Source organism: Streptosporangium sp. NPDC004379 (assembly GCF_042873875.1).
Taxonomy (GTDB): domain Bacteria; phylum Actinomycetota; class Actinomycetes; order Streptosporangiales; family Streptosporangiaceae; genus Streptosporangium.
In genome coordinates this window covers 1-17376 of sequence record NZ_JBIAMC010000013.1, presented here as the reverse complement: position 1 = coordinate 17376, position 17376 = coordinate 1, and the positions used below count along the sequence as shown (strand labels likewise).

Genomic DNA, 17376 nt, shown 5'->3' with positions numbered 1-17376 from the left:
ACCCGTCCGCGATCTCACCGGGCCCTTCCACGGCCCGGCCGGGCCCCTCCGCGTCCCCGCCGGACCGCGAGGCCCTCCGCGACCACCTCGTCCGCACCCGGATCGCCGGTGACGTGGCGACCAGCCGGGAGAACAACCTCGACCACTACCGGTCGCTGGCCAACCGCGACCCCTACCACCTGTTCGGGCTCACCCTGCGGGGCCGCTGGTCCTACCGGGACGTGCTGGAGCTGATGGCCTCCTCCGCCGGGGTGGTGGCCGACCCGGGGCACCGGGAGGGCCAGGACACCATCGACCCCGACCTGACGATCGCCGCGGTGGAGGCGATGGGCGACACGATCGCCGGGGTGCTGCGCCGCGGCGCCCCGCGGGTCCTGATGGCCACGGGCCATCCCACGGGCCTGCTCACCGTCCACCTCGCCCTGGCCAGGCTGCTGCGCCGGCACGGCGCGGTCATGATGAGCCCGGCCGAGGGCTGGTCCTACTGGGGCTCCGGGTACGGCCGCAAGCGCAAGATCAGGTACATGGACGACGTGGCCATGCTGGACGACCGGGGCGCCTTCGTGCACACCCACGACCCGGCCCCGATGGAGGCCATGCTCGATGGGATCACCGGGCCCGGGGACGGCCGGCCGGACCTGGTGATCGCCGACCACGGCTGGGCCGGCGCGGCGGGTGAGGCGGGCCTCCTCACGGTCGGGTTCGCCGACAGCAACGACCCCGCGCTCTTCGTCGGGGAGGCGGAAGGCAAGATCGCTGTCACCGTGCCGCTCGATGACAACGTGCTACCGAGACATTACGATCCGCTTACGAAGTATCTGGTCGAGAGGGTCGTGCGGGCCCTGTGAGGCGTGGGGGGCGTCGTTGCGGACGTCCCTATACCGGCTTTTCGCGCCTGCATTCCGCCCGCCTCGCCGACCGTTTGTCAACTTTTTGGAGATTGTGGGCGACTCTAATAGGAGACAGTTGGTCCGTTCCAAGATCTAGGCGAGGGGCACGGTCCGGCTGCTGGCCAGCGAGTTTCTCCGTTTCGCTGACGTGGGACTGCGGGGGCTGACAAAATAGGGGGTTTGCGCACTCCGAGTCCCGACTTACGCTGACGGCAGTACACGTGCGTGAGCGATGGCACCAGTGGGGATAACCCGGAAACACGTGCGGAAGAGGCGTCCGATGGCTGCAGGCGAAAGACCTCTCAGTGAGGTGAAGTTCCTGACCGTGGCCGAGGTGGCCACCGTCATGAGGGTGTCCAAGATGACCGTTTACCGACTCGTGCATTCGGGCGAGCTGCCGGCCATCCGGGTCGGCCGATCCTTCCGGGTGCCGGAGCAGGCGGTTCACGACTATCTGAGGGACGCCTACATCGAGGCGGGTTGAAGCGGTGGGCTCCCCGGCGCCGGCCGGGGGGCGCCGGCCGCAGACCGTCCGGGGTCGGCGACCGGCTCGCCGTCCCCGACCCCGGCCGGTGACGGCGGAGCAGGACGAGGTAGCGGCGCGCGCGGCGCGCCGTGAGTTCCCAAAACGTCCCCCGGGTCTCCCCCAGGGCCGATCTACCGTGGATCGCCGGTAGTCTGTTGAGCCGGTGTGTTGTTCGCGCACCGGTTTGACAATCTCGGCTACCAGCTACCTGGGGGTCCCGTGGGCTCTGTGATCAAGAAGCGCCGCAAGCGCATGGCGAAGAAGAAGCACCGCAAGCTTCTCAAGAAGACCCGCATCCAGCGGCGTAACAAGAAGTAGCGAAGCGGATCTGCGAGGCGTCGATGACCCACACCGTGCTCGTCACCGGGGTCTCGCGCCACATCGGCGCCCGGGTGGCGAGCGTTCTCGCGGCAGACCCGGAGATCGACCGGGTCATCGGAGTGGACACGGCGCCGCCGCCCTCGCTGTCAGGTGATGGCGGCGTCCCCCTCGGCCGGACGGAGTTCGTCCGCGTGGATCCGCGCGGCCCCGACATCGCCAAGGTGATCGCGGGCGCCGACGTCGACACGGTGGTCCACATGAGTCTGGTGAGCGCTCCCTCCCGGAGCGGCGGCCGGGCGCTCATGAAAGAGCAGAACGTCATCGGCACCATGCAGTTGCTCGGTGCCTGTCAACGGTCCGCCACGGTCCGCCGTCTCGTCGTGCGCTCGACCACGTCCGTCTACGGATCCTCTCCCCGGGATCCGGCGGTCTTCACCGAGGACGCCGAGCCGGCCGAGCCGCCGGCGCACGGTTACGCCAAGGACGCCTGCGAGGTCGAGGGCTACGTCCGCGGGTTCGTCCGGCGCCGCCGCGACGTGGCCGTCACCACCCTCAGGTTCGCCAACTTCATGGGGCCCGGCGTCGACTCGCCGCTGACCCGGTACTTCACCCAGCCCGTCCTGCCGACGGTGCTCGGCTTCGACCCCCGGCTGCAGTTCGTCCACGAGGACGACGCGGTCGAGGTGCTCAGGCGGACGGCCACCGAGGACCATCCCGGCACGTTCAACGTGGCCGGGGACGGCGTGCTCCTGCTGTCGCAGTGCGTCCGCCGGGCCGGGCTGGTCGCGGTCCCGGTGCCCTCTCCGGCCTTCCAGCTCATGGGTGAGCTCGCCCGGGGCGCCGGCCTGGTCGACTTCTCCCCCGAGCAGCTCCGCCTGATGCGCCACGGCCGCGTCGTCGACACCGCCGCGCTGACCGCGGCCCTCGGCTGGCGGCCGGCGTTCTCGACCGCCGCGGCCTTCGACGACTTCCTGCGGGCCCGCGACATCGCCGGCGGCCTGCCCGTGGCCGTGACGGACCTGCTCACCCGGGCGGCGACCCGGTGAGCGACGTCGACCGGCGCGTCGCCGAACTGCTGGCCCTCCTGCGCCGCCGCGTCACGGGCGACTACGAGGTCGACGAGTTCGGCTTCGACCCCGAGCTCACCGACAAGGTGCTGCTGGAGCTGATCCGCCCGCTGTACCGCGACTGGTTCCGCGTCGAGACCACCGGCATGGAGCACGTGCCGGCCGGCTCCGGGGCCCTCGTCGTGGCCAACCACTCGGGCACCATCCCGCTGGACGGGCTCATGCTCCAGGTGGCCCTGCACGACCACCACCCCGCCCGCCGCGCGCTCCGGCTCCTCGGCGCCGACCTGGTCTACCGCCTCCCGCTGCTCGGTCACCTGGCCCGCAAGTCCGGCCACACCCTGGCCTGCCGGGAGGACGTCGACCGCCTGCTGCGCAAGGGAGAGCTGGTCGGGGTCTTCCCCGAGGGGTTCAAGGGCGTCGGCAAGCCGTTCTCCGAGCGGTACCGGCTGCAGCGGTTCGGCCGCGGAGGGTTCGTCGCCTCGGCCATCCGCGCCCAGACGCCGATCGTGCCCTGCGCGATCGTGGGGGCGGAGGAGATCTACCCCAAGATCGGCGACCTGCGCCTGCTGGCCAGGGCCCTCGGCCTGCCGTACTTCCCCGTCACCCCGCTGTTCCCGTGGCTGGGGCCGCTCGGCGCGGTGCCGCTGCCGTCCAAGTGGGTGATCGGGTTCGGCGAGCCGGTCCGGACCGACGAGTTCGACCCCGCGGACGCCGACGACCCCATGGTGGTCTTCCACCTCACCGACCAGGTCCGCGAGATCATCCAGCAGCAGCTCAACGAACTGCGGCTGCGGCGGGGCCACGCCTTCCCGCCGTTCTTCTGACCCGCTCCCCCCGGAGACCTCCGGCGGACCCCGGCCGCCCGGCGGGACGGCCAAGCCGTACGGGGCCGGTCCGTACGAAGGGCGGACCGGCCCCGTACGGGACCCGCGCAGAGGCCCGTACGGGACCCGCGCAGAGGCCCGTACGGGACCCGCGCAGAGGCCCGTACGGGGGTCAGCGGGCGCGGTGGAGGCGGCGCAGCGCGATGGCGGCCGCCACGCCGCCGGCCAGGGCCCCCAGGCCCGCGGCGATGGGCAGACCGATCATGGTGGCCTTGCGGCCGGTGCGGAAGTCCTTGATCGCCCACTGGTTCTGCCGGGCGTGGTCGCGTAGCTCGGCGTCGGGGTTGATCGCGGTGGCGTTGCCGACGATGGACAGCAGCGGCAGGTCGTTGGCCGAGTCGCTGTAGGCCGAGCAGCGGCTCAGGTCGAGGCCCTCCCGGCGGGCCAGCGCGCGCACGGCCTCCGCCTTGGCCGGGCCGTGGAGCAGGTCGCCGACCAGGCGGCCGGTGTAGACGCCGTCGCTGGTCTCCGCCACGGTGCCGAGGGCGCCGGTCAGGCCGAGGCGCTGGGCGATGACCCGGGCGAGCTCCACCGGGGTCGCGGTGACCAGCCAGACCCGCTGGCCGGCGTCGAGGTGGCTCTGGGCCAGGGCCCGGGTGCCGGCCCAGATGCGGTCGGCCATCACCTCGTCGTAGATCTCCTCGCCCAGCTGGACGATGTCCTCGACCTTGTTGCCCGCCACGAACGCCAGCGCGGCCTCCCTGGCCTCGGCGATGTGCTCGGGGTTCTCGCCGCCGCGGACCCGGAAGACCGTCTGGCCGAACGCGAACCGCAGCAGGTCGCGGGTGGTGAACAGGCCGCGGGAGGCCAGGCCGCGGGCGAAGTAGTAAATGGACGCGCCGCGCATCATCGTGTTGTCCACGTCGAAGAAGGCGGCGGCGGTCGGGTCGGGCTCGACCATCGGCAGCGCGACCGCCGCCGCGGCCGCCACCTCTCCGGCTGCCACCTCTCCGGCCGTCCCCGCCTCGTCCCGGTTTCGTAGTAGCCGCCTCATGGACCTCAGCTTAACCGGCGCAGGCGGGTTAAACCGGTATACAACGCGTGGCCGGGAGGCGACGCGCGGCGGGCCGGCGGCCCTCCGCCGACCCTCCGCCGACTCTTCGCAGGCACTCCGCGGGCCCGGTCACGGCCCGGCGGACGGCCCCCGCGGCGGCTCCGGACGGGTCCCGCGCCGGTCCGTCAGCCGGGGGGAGCGAGTTGGATGATGTAGTGGAGGTAGCCGTTGGCCCGGCGCTGTTCCTCGACGTCCAGCCTGGGGAGCATGCCCTCGATCTGGTTCCGTTGCTTCTGGACGAAGCGCTTGAGCTGGCGGGATTCGCGGGAGTCGCGGCGGCGCACCCGGGTGAGGGAGGAGACCGCCGAGCGGGTCGTGTCCTCCATGTCCTTGAGGGTCTGCCGGATCAGGCGCTTCTCCCGCCGGGAGGAGCCGAGGAGCTCCTCGACCTCGTGGGCGCGGGTCTCGGCGTAGCCGAAGGAGCGGTCGGCCCGCTCGGCCTCGTCGGCGCTCAGGTGGAACAGCGTGCTCTCGGCGGCCCGCTTGAGGGGGTAGAGCGTCTCCCCGGGCATCGACCGGTAGGTGACCAGGGCCGCCGCCAGCATCGCCGTCACCAGCCCCGCGCTCACGAGCCGGTAGAGCCGGCCGGGCCGCGGGCGCCGCACCCGGACGCCCCGCCGGCCGCGCCTGCGGTGCCGGGCCCGGGGCGCCGGGACGACCGGCGCCGCGGGTTCGTCCGCCCCGGCGAGGTCCTCCTGGGCGGGGTCCGTCCCGGCGGGGTCCTCCCGGACGGCGTTCGTCAGGCGCTCGCGCAGCCCGGCGCGGAACTCCGGCCGGGGCACGCCGTCCATCCGGGTGCCGAGCCTCGTGACGTGGCTCCGGGCGCGTGCCCGGGACCCGCGCGAGATGCCGGGCAGCCACTCACCCATGAACGCTCCCTGCCGCCCCAGATCCGTGACGCATCGTGTCATCTGCCTAACGACGGCCCGGCGTGGCGGGTTACGCGCCGCACGGACCGGGCTTCGCGGGACCTCGCCGAAGCCTCACGGGGGCCTCAGGGGCCCCGGCGGGCTCGCGGGGTCCCCCCATGGGGTTCCGCCGGGTTCGCGGGGCTCACGCCGCCACACACGGGTTCAGCCGAGATCCGACGGCAGCGCGCGGGCGAGGGCCCTGATCGCGCGGAACTGCAGCGCCTTGATGGCCCCGCTCTTCTTCCCCATGATCAGCGCGGTCTCCGCCAGCGACATGCCGTGCAGGAACCGCAGCACCACGCACTCCTGCTGCTCGGGCCCCAGGTCGCGGACCGCGCTGAGCACCCGGTCGCTGACCATGGCGGTGACGACGGCGTTCTCCGGGATGTGCGGGCCGTCGAGCGGGGTGTCGACCACCTCGGCGGTCGAGACCTCCAGCCGGTATCTGCCGGACTTGAAGTGGTCGGCGATCAGGTTCCTGGCGATGGTCACGAGCCAGGCCCCGAAGTCACGGCCCTGCCAGGTGAAATCGGTGATCCGGCGCAGCGCCCGGAGGAAGGTCTCGCTGGTGAGGTCCTCCGCCAGCGGATGGGAGCCGACCCGGAAGTAGACGTAGCGGTACACCAGGTCGAGGTAGCGGTCGTAGAGCGCGCCGAACGCGTCCGTGTCCCCGGTCTTGGCGCGCAGCACGAGCTCGCGGAGCTCCTCCACGGCGTCCGCGCGCGCGGCGGGCTCGTCGCCGCGGACGGGGAGCGTTCCGACGGCGGTGGGGAGGTGCCCGGCGAGCGGCCACGTGTCTGGCATCCGGTATCCCTGTGGGGGAGAGGGTGCGGCGTGCCCGCTCACTCTAGGAATCAAACAGGTGATTCCACAATCCAAACGACAAAATCGTGACTTACGGTAGTCATCTGATATCGCGGTACTCCGGGCCGATCCGGCCGTGGTGTCCGGACGTTCGGCCGCCCGGCTACCGGTAGGGGGCCGATGTCCGGCAGCATGGGGGCACCATGGAAGTCCTCGTCGCTGTCATCGCATTCGCCGGATCACTCCTCGCGGCCGTCGCCACCGCCGCCCTCGTCGGCCGGTTCCGCAGCGAGCCCACGGGATGGGCGATCGCCTGGAGTCTCACGACGGCGGCGCTGTGCGTGTCACTCGGAGTGATCGGCGCAGGTCACCTGCTGGGATTCGGGGCGGCCACGTTCCGCGCGTACCAGCTGACCGGCTCTCTGCTGGCCCCGCTGTGGCTGGCCGTCGGGGTCGTCCAGCTGCTGGCGCGCGGGGCCGGCCTCAGATTCGCCTCATGGCTCGTGGGCGCCGGGTTCACGATCGTCGGCGCCGTGATCCTGGCGGTCGACCGGGTGGAGGAGGAGAAGAGCTTCGGCAAGTCCCTCCCGGCCGGAGGCGTCCACTGGGGCCTGCCCCCGACCTACGTGCTGCTGGCCGTCCACGTCGTGGCCGCGCTCGTCCTGGTGGCGGGGGTCGCGGTGGCGGTGCGGCGGTGGAGGGGCGGCGACGAGTACGACGCCGACAACATGCACGCCCTCCTCGTGCTGGGCCCGACCGGCCTGGCCCTCGTGGGGGCGATGAGCTTCGCCGTACCGGGGATGTTCACCGCGTTGCTGCTCTGCGTCGCCGCGGCCGCGATCTGGTACGGCCTGCTCCGCCCGCTCGCGCCGTACGAGGACGACGACGAGGACGAGGACGGATACGACGCCCCGGCGGGCGGCTCCGGCGGGCGCGAGCCGGCGGGCCGCCGCGCGGCCCTCGGGCGGACCGCCGCGGACGTCCCGGTCGCGGGTCGGACGGCCGCGGACGTCCCGGTCGCGGGGCGGCGCGCCCTCGCCGAGGAGCCCCCGCGCCGCTCCGGCCTCGGCGACCTCGTCGCCGAGTACCGGGCGGGCGAGCCGGAGCCCGAGGGCGGGGGCCGCAGACGCCGGTCGGCGCAGCCCCAGCCCGCCGGGGACGACCCGTTCGGCGGCCCGGCCACCGGCATGTTCATGGCGGGCGAGTACGGCATGCCGCCCGGCGCGGGCGGGTACGACCCGCAGGCCGGACCGCACGACGACCGGGCCGGCTCCACCGGCGAGTACGACATCCCGCTGAACGAGTACGGCAGGCGTCCCGCCGGCCCCAGCACGGGCGAGTTCGCCGTCTCCGACTCGCCGCTGCGGCCCATGGCGGCCGACCAGGCGTTCGGCGCTCAGCAGGCCCGGCACGGCCGCCCCGACGCGTCGTCTCCCGGCCTGCCGGGCGTCCCGGGCGTCCCGGGGGGCCACAGCCGGGTGGCCGGGCCACCGGAGACCGGCGCGGTGTACTCCGGGGCGGCGGCCGGACGGCCGGGCGGGACCGTACGCCCCTCGCCGAACGTCTTCGGGCTGCTGACCGTCTTCACCCTCATCGACGGCACCGGTGAGATGTTCGACCGGCTGGCCGAGGAGACGGTCGAGGCCGTCCGCGGCGCGGAGCCCGACACGCTGATCTACGCCTGCCACGCCGTGAAGTCGGCCCCGCTCCAGCGCATCGTCTACGAGATCTACCGGGACGAGGTGGCCTACGCCGAGCACCAGCGCCAGCCGCACGTCGAGCGGTTCGTCAGCGAGCGCCAGAACATGGTGCTCGCCACCAACGTGATCGACCTCAGGGTGAACGCCGCCAAGGTGCTCCCGCTGCCGACGTCCTTCTGACGTCCTGCCGACGGCCGGCGCGGCGTCCTTCTGGCGGCCGGCCGCGTCTCAGGAGGCCAGCGCGGCGCGCAGCCTGGCCTCGTCGACGCGCCAGAAGTCGTGCTGCACGCCGTCGACCAGGGTCACCGGGATCATCTCCCAGTACTTCGCCTGGTCCTCGGCGGAGACGGTGATGTCGCGCTCCTCCCAGGGGACGCCCAGCTCCGTGGCGACCCGCTCGATCACCGCCCGGGCGTCGTCACACAGGTGACAGCCGGGCTTGCCGAGCAGGGTGATGCGGTGGTCCTGCGGTGCCATGGCAGTCACCGTAGCCGAGCCGTACGGCGGTGCCGCGCGCGGCGTGCCCCGGGCCGCCGCCAGCCCGGACATCGCGGGACGCCCCAGGACACCGACGACATCAGGGCCGCACGAGCGCGGATGCGTGAACTTTCACTTTGTGCATCGCTTCACAAAGGGACTAACCTGAAAGACAGTGGCCTCACCTCGTCATCCGCCGCGTTCCGGCCGCGCCGGTCGCCTGTCCCCCTGGAGCTCCGGCACGTGATCCGCCGTCCGTCCCACGCTCGCGAACGCGGCATACCCGAGGCGACCGTCGCCCGGCTGCCGCTCTACCTGCGAGCCCTCAACGGCATGTCCGAGAGGGGCCTGGCCACGGTGAGCTCCGAGGACCTCGCGTCGGCGGCCGGGGTGAACTCCGCCAAGCTCCGCAAGGACCTGTCGCACCTGGGCTCCTACGGCACCCGCGGGGTCGGCTACGACGTCGAGTACCTCATCTACCAGATATCCCGTGAGCTGGGTCTCACCCAGGACTGGGCCGTGGCCATCGTCGGAGTGGGTAACCTCGGTCGTGCGCTCGCCAACTACGGCGGGTTCGTTTCCCGTGGCTTCCGGGTCGCCGCCCTCTTCGACGCCGACCCCGAAGTGGTGGGCGACCACATCGCGGGATTGAATGTGGAGCACATCGACGATCTGGAGACCGTCATCAGGCGGCGGGGAGTGTCGATCGTGGTGCTCGCGACACCGGCGACGGCCGCACAGCAGGTGGCCGACAGGGTCATCGCCGCCGGGGTCACCAGCATCCTGAACTTCGCCCCCGTCGTGCTCACGGTGCCCGAGGGCGTCGATATCCGTAAGGTCGACCTGTCAATCGAACTTCAGATCCTCGCGTTCCACGAGCAGCGCAAGACGGATCGGATGAGTGGGGGACCCGCGATGGCCGAGGAGTGGCCCGAGGCGGTGGACTTGTGAGCGGCGGACCCGGAAGGCCCGGCAGGCTCCGGAGGCACGGCATCGCCCGGGCGGGCGCGGACATCATGGCCGGCCGGCGCCGGCCGGTGAAGGAGGTCGGGACCCGGTGAGCGTTCTCGTCGTCGGTCTGAGCCACCGCACGGCTCCCATGGCCCTGCTCGAACGGGTGTCGGTCACGGGTGACGCGCTGGTGAAGCTGCTTCACGACGTCCAGCGCGACCCCGCCGTGGCCGAGGCGATGGTGGTCTCCAGTTGCAACCGGGTCGAGGTCTACGCCGTCGTCGACCGGTTCCACGCCGCGGTCAACGGGCTGTCCGAGCTGCTCGGCGTCCACTCCGGCGTCCCCCTCGACCAACTCTCGGCCCACCTGTACGTGCACTACGAGGACCGCGCCGTCGAGCACCTGTTCTCGGTCGCCGCCGGGCTCGACTCGATGGTCCTGGGCGAGGGCCAGATCCTCGGGCAGGTCCGCTCGGCCCTGCGGCTCGCCCAGGAGGAGGGCACGCTCGGCGCGACGCTCAACGACCTCGTCCAGCAGGCGCTCCGGGTCGGCAAGCGCTCCCACGCCGAGACCGGCATCGACCGGGCCGGCGCGTCCCTGGTGAGCGTCGGCCTCACCCTGGCGGAGCGGGTGATCGGCCCGGTCGGGGACCGCACCGCGCTGGTCGTCGGAGCCGGCTCGATGAGCTCCCTGTCCGCCGCGACCCTGCAGCGGGCGGGCGTCACCGACATCGTGGTGGTCAACCGCACCCACGAGCGCGCCGTACGGCTGGCGCAGGCGGTCGGCGGCCGGGCCGCCGAGTTCGGCGAGCTGGCGGCCGAGCTGGACCGCGCCGACCTGGTCATCTCGTGCACCGGCGCCACCGACCTGGTCATCACCGCCGACATGGTCCCGGCCAGGGAGATGTTCCTGCTGGACATCGCGCTGCCGCGGGACGTCGACCCCGCGGTGCGCGACCTCCCCGGCGTCACCCTCGTCGATCTGGAGTCGATGCAGGACGGCATCGCCGACGCCGACACCGACGACGGCGGGCGCGCCGAGGCGATCGTCTCCGTGCGGGAGATCGTCGCCGAGGAGGTCGCGGCCTACCTGTCGGCCGAACGGGCCTCGCGGGTCACACCGACCGTGGTCGCGCTGCGCACCAAGGCCGCCGACGTGGTCGAGGCGGAGCTCGGGCGGCTCGTCTCCCGGCTCCCGGAGCTCGACGGGCGGGCCAGGGACGAGGTCACCCAGACGATCCGGCGCGTGGTCGACAAGCTGCTCCACGAGCCCACCGTGCGTGTCAAGCAGCTCGCGCAGTCCCCGGCGGGCGATCATTATGCCGAGGCGCTGCGCGAGCTGTTCAACCTGGACCCGAAGGTCCCCGCCGCAGTGAGATGCGCCGATGTCGAGAAGGAGGTGGGCAGGTGAGCGGCGTTTCCTCCCCGCTCAGACTGGGAACGCGTCGTAGCCTCATGGCGACGACCCAGTCGGGCCTGGTCGCCGACCGGTTCACCGCGCTGACCGGCCGCTCCGTCGAGCTCGTCGGCGTCACCACCTTCGGCGACGTCTCCAAGGCCAACCTCACCCAGCTCGGCGGGACGGGCGTCTTCGTCAGCGCGCTGCGCGACAAGCTGATCGACGGTGAGATCGACTTCGCGGTCCACTCGCTCAAGGACCTGCCGACCACCCAGGACCCGCGGGTGACCATCGCCGCCATCCCGCCGCGCGACGACCCCCGGGACGCGCTGGTCGGTACGGCGAAGCTCGCCGACCTCCCGCCCGGCGCGAAGATCGGCACCGGCTCGCCCCGCAGGATCGCCCAGCTGCGGGTGCTCCGCCCCGACCTTGAGTACGTCCCCATCAGGGGAAACGCCGACACCCGGATCGCCAAGGTGACCTCCGGTGAGCTGCACGGCGTCGTGCTGGCCGCCGCCGGGCTCGGCCGGCTGGGCCGGGAGGCGGAGATCGCCCAGATCTTCGAGGCCGAGGAGATGCTCCCCGCGCCCGGGCAGGGCGCGCTGGCCGTGGAGTGCCGGTCCGACCGGGCCGACCTCGTCGAGCTCCTCGGCGTGCTCGACGACGCCGCCACCCGGGCCGCGGTGACCGCCGAGCGGACCGTCCTCGCCGCCCTGGAGGCGGGATGCGCCGCGCCGGTGGGGGCGTACTCCGCCCACCAGGGGGAACAACTCATTCTTACCGCCGCTGTCGTCGCCGTGGACGGCAGCCGCGCGGTGCGCAAGTCCACCGCCGGAGACCCTTCGGCGTCCGTGAACCTCGGTCGCGACCTCGCCTCCGAGATGATCGCCGAAGGGGCCGGCACGTTGATAGGGGAGCAAGCACATTGAGCTCCGGAAGTACCGCCTTCGAGAGCCCCGCGGGCTTCGTCGCCTTCGTGGGCGCCGGCCCCGGTGACGAGGGCCTGCTCACGCTCCGCGGCGCCGACCTGCTCTCGAAGGCCGACCTCGTCGTGCTCGACCGGGAGGCCTACGGCGCGCTGCTGCGTCACTGCCGTCCGGAGACCGAGGTCGTGGACGCCGCCGAGGAGGGCGCCGTCTCGCTGAGGGCCGTCACGGCGGCCAAGGACGGCCGCCGCGCCGTGCGCCTGTGCGCCGGCGACCCGATGTTCTTCTCCTCGATCACTGACGAGGTCGCGGCCTGCGCGAAGGCGGAGGTGGACTTCGAGATCGTGCCGGGCGTGCCCCCGGCCACGGCGGTGCTGACCTACGCGGGCATCCCCGCGGCGGTGTCGGTGCCGGAGTTCCGGGTCGTGGACGCCACCCAGGTCGAGGACTGGTCCGCCCACGCGGCCGGCGCCGGCACCCTGGTGATCTACAACGGCGTCGCCGAGGCCGTCCCGATCGCCAAGGCGCTCATCGCGGCGGGACGCCCCGACTCCACCCCGGTCGCGGTCAGCGGCGCGGGCACCACCACCGAGCAGTACACCGTGGTGAGCACCCTCGGCCGGATCGGCCCCGACCTGAAGCACGCCGGGGTCACCGAGCCCGCCCTGATCGTGGTCGGCGAGGCCGTCGGCATGCGCGACCGGCTGTCGTGGTTCGAGACCAAGCCGCTGTTCGGCTGGCGGGTCCTGGTGCCGCGCACCAAGGAGCAGTCGGCCGCCCTGGTCGAGCAGCTGCGTTCCTACGGCGCCGTGCCCGAGGAGGTCCCCACGATCTCCGTCGAGCCGCCGCGCACCCCGCAGCAGATGGACCGGGCGATCAAGGGCCTGGTCACCGGACGCTACGAGTGGGTGGCGTTCACCAGCGCCAACGCGGTCAAGGCGGTGCGGGAGAAGTTCGAGGAGTACGGCCTGGACGCCCGCGCGTTCGCCGGGCTCAAGGTCGCGGCGGTCGGCGAGGCCACCGCCGCCGCGCTCGTGGCGTTCGGCGTCAAGCCCGACCTGGTGCCGTCCGGGGAGCAGTCCTCGGAGGGCCTGCTCGCCGAGTGGCCGCCGTACGACTCCATGCTCGACCCGATCAACCGGGTGCTGCTGCCCCGCGCCGACATCGCCACCGAGACGCTGGTGGCCGGGCTCACCGAGCTCGGCTGGGAGTGCGACGACGTGACCGCCTACCGGACCGTCCGCGCGGCGCCGCCGCCCGCGCCGATCCGGGAGGCCATCAAGGGCGGCGGGTTCGACGCGGTGCTGTTCACCTCGTCGAGCACCGTGCGCAACCTGGTGGGCATCGCGGGCAAGCCGCACAACGTCACGGTCATCGCGGTGATCGGCCCGCAGACCGCCAGGACGGCCGAGGAGTTCGGCCTGCGCGTCGACGTCATGGCCGACAGGCCCTCCACGTCGGCCCTGGCGTCCGCGCTGGCCGAGTACGGCGCCAAGCAGCGGCAGGCCGCCGTCGGGGCCGGAGACGTCCCCCGCAGGCCCTCCCAGACCCGGAGGGGAGCCCGGCGCCGCGCCAAATAGACTGGGAACCGTGCCGCGAAAGCCGCCCGCAGGCCGGGGCGCCTGCGGCGGCTTTCGCGTTTCCAGCTTCCAGCGGGCTGAAACCCCACACGCGTCCCCCGGCTCCTCGATCCCTGCGGCCGGGGAGAGGGAGGATCCATGACCGCCCAGTTCCCGGTCGCGCGTCCCCGCCGGCTCCGCCGTACCCCGGCGATGCGGCGGATGGTCGCGGGGACCAGGCTGCACCCGGCGGAGCTCGTGCTGCCGCTGTTCGTCAAGGAGGGCATCGACCGGCCGAACCCGATCGCCTCGATGCCGGGGGTGTTCCAGCACACCCGCGACTCGCTGCGGAAGGCGGCCCACGAGGCGGCCGAGGCGGGCGTCGGCGGTCTCATCCTCTTCGGCATCCCCGCGGTGAAGGACGCCCGCGGCTCGGCGGCAGACGACCCCGAGGGGATCGTCCAGAAGGCCGTCGCCGACCTGGTCTCCGAGGTCGGCGACGCGATGGTCGTGATGACCGACACCTGCCTGGACGAGTTCACCGACCACGGGCACTGCGGCATCCTGACCGCCGACGGCGAGGTCGACAACGACGCCACCCTGGAGCGCTACGCCGCCGCGGCGGTGGCCCAGGCCCGCGCCGGGTCGCAGTTCATCGCGCCCAGCGGCATGATGGACGGCCAGGTCGCGGCGATCCGCGCGGCCCTCGACGCCGAGGGCTTCCAGCAGCTCCCGATCATGGCCTACTCGGTGAAGTACGCCTCGGCCTTCTACGGGCCGTTCCGGGACGCGGCCGAGTGCGCGCCGCAGTTCGGCGACCGCAGTGCCTACCAGCAGGACGCGGCCGGGCCGGTCGGCGAGGCGCTGCGCGAGGCGCGGCTCGACCTCGCCGAGGGCGCCGACGCCGTGATGGTCAAGCCCGCCCTCGCCTATCTCGACATCCTGCGCCAGGTGCGCGACATGGTGGACGTGCCGGTGGCGGCATACCAGGTCAGCGGCGAGTACGCCATGGTCGAGGCCGCCGCGGCGAACGGCTGGATCGACCGCGACCGCGTCATCATGGAGTCGCTGACCGCGATCCGCCGGGCCGGGGCCGACACGATCCTCACCTACTGGGCGACGGAAGTGGCGCGTAAGCTCCGGTGAGACCGGCCGGCGGGGCCGGTGGAAACGGCGCGCGGGCTCCGCGGGGCCGGTGGGAGCGGCGTGACGCCGGGTGAGACCAGCGGCACACCGTGAGAACTGGGAGTTTGTCACTTCGCCGTGGGGTGCGTGCGTTAGAGTGCGAGAACCGGTGCGGATGTGTCCCAGGTGGTGTAGACCCTGGCTGTCTGACTTCTCTTGCTCACCAGAATGCGGATACGTCCTCATCCGGGGGTGCGAGTATGGCGGAGACGGAGGACACAATGGTGGGGGTACCACGGACTCGTCGCGGTAAACGACGTGCTCATCCGAAGCAGACGGTCAACTCGGTGCTGGAGTACGCCTCCCTGGGCTGGGCGAGCTGTCCCGGCGCCCGGCCGATGCCCACGGGGCCCCGCGCGTGCTCCTGCGACCGCGTCGGCTGTCCCGACCCGGGCGCCCACCCGCTCTCCCGGGCCTGGCAGATGCAGGCGACCACCGACCCGGCCCAGCTGTCCCACTGGTGGCGGCACGAGCCCGAGGCGAACGTGATCCTGCCCACGGGACGGGTCTTCGACGTCTTCGACGTACCCGCCGCGGGGGGCCTCGCGGCCCTCACCGCCATGGAGTCCGGCGGATTCATCCCGGGCCCGGTCGCCGTCCACGGCGACCGGGTCCTTTTCTTCGTGGCCACCCGCAACGTCGCCGAGGACGAGGACGAGTGGTGGTCCTGCCCCCTCGACTACGGTCCCTCGACGATCGACGAGATGCCCGGACTGCGCTGGCACTGCCGCGACAGCTACGTCCTCGCCCCGCCCTCCACCCTCCCGAACGGCGGGGCCGCCTCCTGGCTGCGTCCCCCGGACGGCCGCCCGCTGCCCGATCCCCTCCAGGTCCTGGACCGCCTCGCGGACGTCGTCTGCGACTGACGGTCCCGCGCGGTTCCTCCCCCTGTACGGTCCCGCAGTCCGTACGGCCTCACCTTCCGCACGGTTCCGCGGCGGTGCGCCTCCGCGCCCGCCACGGCCCCGCGTCCGGCGCCTATGTCGAGGCGTCGGCTCTGGCGTCGCGGCGGTTGGCGTGGACGCTGGTGAGGGTGACGACGGCCAGGACCACGATGATGACCCCCAGCGAGAGCAGGGTGGGCACCTCCGGCACCCACGTCCAGATGCCGTGCGCCCAGTGCAGGACCAGCTTGACCCCGATGAAGGCCAGGATGACGCCGAGCCCGTGGTTGAGGTGGCGCAGCTTCGCCAGGACGCCCAGCAGCACGAAGTAGAGAGCCCGCAGGCCCAGCAGGGCGAAGGCGTTGGTGGTGAAGACGATGAAGGGGTCCTCGGTCACGCCGTACACCGCCGGCACCGAGTCGACGGCGAAGACGATGTCGGTGGCGAAGACGGCCACGATGGCCAGTGCGAGCGGGGTGAGGGCGCGGCGGCCGTTCTGGTGGACGACCAGCCGGGAGCCGTGGTAGTCGTCGGTGACCGGCATGAAACGCCGCACCAGGCGGACCGCCCGCATCGACGAGACGTCGACGTGCTGTTCCTCGTCGCTCAGCGCCTCCTTGATGATCTTCACTGCGGTGAGGATGAGGATCGCGCCGAACAGCAGGAACGCCCACGTGCCGCTCTGCAGGACGGCCGCCCCGAGCGCGATGAAGATCGCGCGTAGCACCAGGGCGCCGATGATGCCGTACAGCAGGACCCGCTGGGCCAGCGCGGCCGGGACCGCGAAGGCGGCCAGCAGCAGCATGAACACGAACAGGTTGTCCACCGACAGCGACTTCTCCACCACGTAGCCGGTGAAGAACTCCACCGCCTGCCCGGAACCGAAGTCCATCCAGAGGTAGACCCCGAAGAGCAGCGGCAGCGCCAGGTAGAAGACGGACCAGGCGACGGCCTCGCGCATCCGCACCTCGTGTGGGCGCCGGGTCAGCACGAAGTCCAGCGCCAGCAGCAGCACGAGGACGGCGACGCTGATCCCCCACAGCTGCGGGGAGCCGATCGTCTGGAGGCCCGCGGAGAGCTGACCGGCACCGGACGGCGTGCCGGAGGCTCCGAGGGCGGTGGCCGGCAGCGCGGCGGATCCCCCGAAGGCCGGGGCCAGGGTGGCGGTGGACGCCTCGAACGCCGTGGACGCCACGGGTGGCGGGTGGACGACGGGCATCGAGAGTACTGCGGGCATGACGGGCATGGGTCCTCCTCGAACGCGCTTGGCCGTTCGAGGTCTCCTTCACCCGCGTCGCGCGGGCGACCGCCCGGGGACGTCGTGGGACGTCCGTACTGACCGGGTCGGCTCTTGGGAAGTACTCCCCTCGCCATCCCAGAGTAGGGCACCCACCCGGGACGGCGCACGTCCCTGTGCGGATCGTGACGTGGAGGGCGGGTCCACCGGCGTTTCCCGGGTTCGGGCGGGTCGCTGCTCGCCGTGCCGGTCGGATGTGCGTGCTCCGGCTGGGGCTTTTCGCGTTGCGGGGTGTTTCCGCGGGTTCGGGCGGGTCGGTGGTCGCCGGGTCGGGCGGTTGGTGCGTGCTTTCAGGCTGGGGCTTTTCGCGTCGCGGGGCGGTTCCTCCGGGCTTGGGCGGGTCGCCGCTTGCCGTGCTGGTCGGTGGTTCGCGCTGCGGTGGGTGGGTGTTCCGGCCGGCGCTGTGGCTGATGTCCGGTGCCGACCGGCCTCCGGCCTGGTCCCGGGCGCGATGGTTTCTGGCGTTTTGAAGCCGGCCGGAACACCCACCCACCTCCGCGCCAAGGCCGCCCCGGCCGTACGGATGACCCGCCGTAGC

Annotated in this window: 17 protein-coding genes; 12 read left to right on the top strand and 5 right to left on the bottom strand. The window is 72.6% G+C overall.

Annotated elements, in window-relative coordinates; genetic code table 11:
• The first annotated feature begins 11 nt into the window (after positions 1-11).
• The 5 genes from ACFYSC_RS25795 to ACFYSC_RS25775 all read left to right on the top strand — a co-directional run bounded on the left by ACFYSC_RS25795 (position 12) and on the right by ACFYSC_RS25775 (position 3631).
• Positions 12-848, top strand: coding sequence for a phosphatase (locus ACFYSC_RS25795; protein ID WP_389967129.1), 837 nt, complete (start codon positions 12-14; stop codon positions 846-848).
• A 322-nt stretch (positions 849-1170) separates the two neighbouring features.
• Complete coding sequence (locus ACFYSC_RS25790; protein WP_179820581.1) at positions 1171-1374, top strand: helix-turn-helix domain-containing protein; 204 nt, start codon at positions 1171-1173, stop codon at positions 1372-1374.
• A 261-nt stretch (positions 1375-1635) separates the two neighbouring features.
• Entirely contained in the window at positions 1636-1734 is a 99-nt protein-coding gene (locus tag ACFYSC_RS25785) for a 30S ribosomal protein bS22 (RefSeq protein ID WP_018654693.1), read from the top strand.
• Between the two features lie 23 nt (positions 1735-1757).
• A complete protein-coding gene (locus tag ACFYSC_RS25780) occupies positions 1758-2783 on the top strand; it encodes an NAD-dependent epimerase/dehydratase family protein (protein WP_389966552.1) in 1026 nt (341 codons plus the stop codon).
• Entirely contained in the window at positions 2780-3631 is an 852-nt protein-coding gene (locus ACFYSC_RS25775) for a lysophospholipid acyltransferase family protein (RefSeq protein WP_362938836.1), read from the top strand. The genes ACFYSC_RS25780 and ACFYSC_RS25775 overlap by 4 nt, the downstream gene beginning before the upstream one ends.
• A 172-nt stretch (positions 3632-3803) precedes the next feature.
• On the opposite strand, the gene ACFYSC_RS25770 is transcribed toward ACFYSC_RS25775, so the two are convergent.
• The 3 genes from ACFYSC_RS25770 to ACFYSC_RS25760 all read right to left on the bottom strand — a co-directional run bounded on the left by ACFYSC_RS25770 (position 3804) and on the right by ACFYSC_RS25760 (position 6460).
• A complete protein-coding gene (locus ACFYSC_RS25770) occupies positions 3804-4685 on the bottom strand; it encodes an HAD-IB family hydrolase (protein ID WP_362938833.1) in 882 nt (293 codons plus the stop codon).
• Between the two features lie 185 nt (positions 4686-4870).
• Positions 4871-5614 (bottom strand): DUF5667 domain-containing protein, encoded by a 744-nt coding sequence (locus tag ACFYSC_RS25765; RefSeq protein WP_389966547.1) that lies wholly within the window; start codon positions 5612-5614, stop codon positions 4871-4873.
• 204 nt (positions 5615-5818) lie between these two features.
• Complete coding sequence (locus tag ACFYSC_RS25760) at positions 5819-6460, bottom strand: sigma-70 family RNA polymerase sigma factor (RefSeq protein WP_362938827.1); 642 nt, start codon at positions 6458-6460, stop codon at positions 5819-5821.
• A gap of 203 nt (positions 6461-6663) precedes the next feature.
• On the opposite strand from ACFYSC_RS25760, the gene ACFYSC_RS25755 reads away from it, so the two are divergent.
• Positions 6664-8340, top strand: coding sequence for a hypothetical protein (locus ACFYSC_RS25755; protein ID WP_389966544.1), 1677 nt, complete (start codon positions 6664-6666; stop codon positions 8338-8340).
• Between the two features lie 48 nt (positions 8341-8388).
• Here the strand turns inward: ACFYSC_RS25755 and ACFYSC_RS25750 are convergent, their stop codons facing one another.
• Positions 8389-8637 carry a glutaredoxin family protein gene (locus ACFYSC_RS25750; RefSeq protein ID WP_389966541.1) on the bottom strand — a complete coding sequence of 83 codons (249 nt, stop codon included), beginning with the start codon at positions 8635-8637 and terminating at the stop codon, positions 8389-8391.
• Between the two features lie 243 nt (positions 8638-8880).
• Here ACFYSC_RS25750 and ACFYSC_RS25745 point away from each other — a divergent pair, with 243 nt between their 5' ends.
• The 6 genes from ACFYSC_RS25745 to ACFYSC_RS25720 all read left to right on the top strand — a co-directional run bounded on the left by ACFYSC_RS25745 (position 8881) and on the right by ACFYSC_RS25720 (position 15523).
• On the top strand, positions 8881-9588 hold the full coding sequence (locus ACFYSC_RS25745) for a redox-sensing transcriptional repressor Rex (RefSeq protein WP_362938818.1): 708 nt from the start codon (positions 8881-8883) through the stop codon (positions 9586-9588).
• Positions 9589-9694: 106 nt separating this feature from the next.
• On the top strand, positions 9695-10999 hold the full coding sequence (locus ACFYSC_RS25740) for a glutamyl-tRNA reductase (protein WP_389966537.1): 1305 nt from the start codon (positions 9695-9697) through the stop codon (positions 10997-10999).
• A gap of 44 nt (positions 11000-11043) precedes the next feature.
• The gene (hemC, locus tag ACFYSC_RS25735; protein WP_389966534.1) at positions 11044-11916 is read left to right on the top strand and encodes a hydroxymethylbilane synthase; all 873 of its coding nucleotides are present in this window, start codon (positions 11044-11046) and stop codon (positions 11914-11916) included.
• Positions 11913-13493: a uroporphyrinogen-III synthase gene (locus tag ACFYSC_RS25730; protein WP_389966531.1), complete on the top strand. Its 1581-nt coding sequence runs from the start codon at positions 11913-11915 to the stop codon at positions 13491-13493. Before hemC ends, ACFYSC_RS25730 begins: the two co-directional genes overlap by 4 nt.
• Before the next feature lie 138 nt (positions 13494-13631).
• Positions 13632-14618 (top strand): porphobilinogen synthase, encoded by a 987-nt coding sequence (gene hemB / locus ACFYSC_RS25725; protein ID WP_389966528.1) that lies wholly within the window; start codon positions 13632-13634, stop codon positions 14616-14618.
• Between the two features lie 260 nt (positions 14619-14878).
• Entirely contained in the window at positions 14879-15523 is a 645-nt protein-coding gene (locus ACFYSC_RS25720; RefSeq protein ID WP_389966525.1) for a bifunctional DNA primase/polymerase, read from the top strand.
• 112 nt (positions 15524-15635) lie between these two features.
• On the opposite strand, the gene ACFYSC_RS25715 is transcribed toward ACFYSC_RS25720, so the two are convergent.
• On the bottom strand, positions 15636-16778 hold the full coding sequence (locus tag ACFYSC_RS25715; protein ID WP_389966522.1) for a TerC/Alx family metal homeostasis membrane protein: 1143 nt from the start codon (positions 16776-16778) through the stop codon (positions 15636-15638).
• Between the last annotated feature and the right edge of the window lie 598 nt (positions 16779-17376).